The following is a 565-nucleotide window of genomic DNA, read 5'->3' on the forward strand; positions in this document are numbered from 1 at the left end:
GGATCGCGGCCGGGATCACGGCGGCGTTGTTGCTCTGGCGGCGTTTTTCAAGGTAGTTGTCGCGTCCACCGTCGTGCTACGCGACCTTTACGACCACGGTCAGCTCCCTTTCAGGGTTCAGATACACCGTCCCGGCAGGGTTCCAGTTGCGTGTCTCGCCTGACCATCGTTCCGGTCTTTTTTCCTTGGCCTGCCCGTATATCGCATCTCGACGGGCCAGTATTTCCCGGTCTTTACCCTCGTGACGTTGAGCGGGTGTCACGAAGCGGATTTGGCTATGGCGGTGCACGGTGTTGTACCAGGTCATAAAATCTCTCACCCAGATACGAGCATCATCCAGGCTGGTAAATCCATCCTTCGGCCACTGGGGGCAGTACTTCAACGTCCTGAACAGTGACTCCGAGTATGGGTTGTCGTTACTTACCCGAGGTCGTCCACGCGACGGCGTGATGCCCAGATCGTACATCTTGCTCAGCAGCGTCACCGATTTCATCGGTGCTCCGTTGTCCGAGTGCAGCACCAGAGGCTGACGCCAGCATTTCTCCTGATTCACGCTTCGTTGCAG

1 protein-coding gene is annotated in these 565 nt (G+C 57.5%); it reads right to left on the reverse strand.

Annotation, left to right across the window (positions count from 1 at the left end; all coding sequences use genetic code 11):
- Nucleotides 1-76: 76 nt before the first annotated feature.
- Nucleotides 77-565 (reverse strand): integrase core domain-containing protein (locus HB675_RS25710; RefSeq protein ID WP_213881968.1); only part of this gene is annotated, 489 nt, incomplete at its 5' end.

Source organism: Pseudomonas sp. dw_358, assembly GCF_018449655.1.
Lineage (GTDB): Bacteria > Pseudomonadota > Gammaproteobacteria > Pseudomonadales > Pseudomonadaceae > Aquipseudomonas.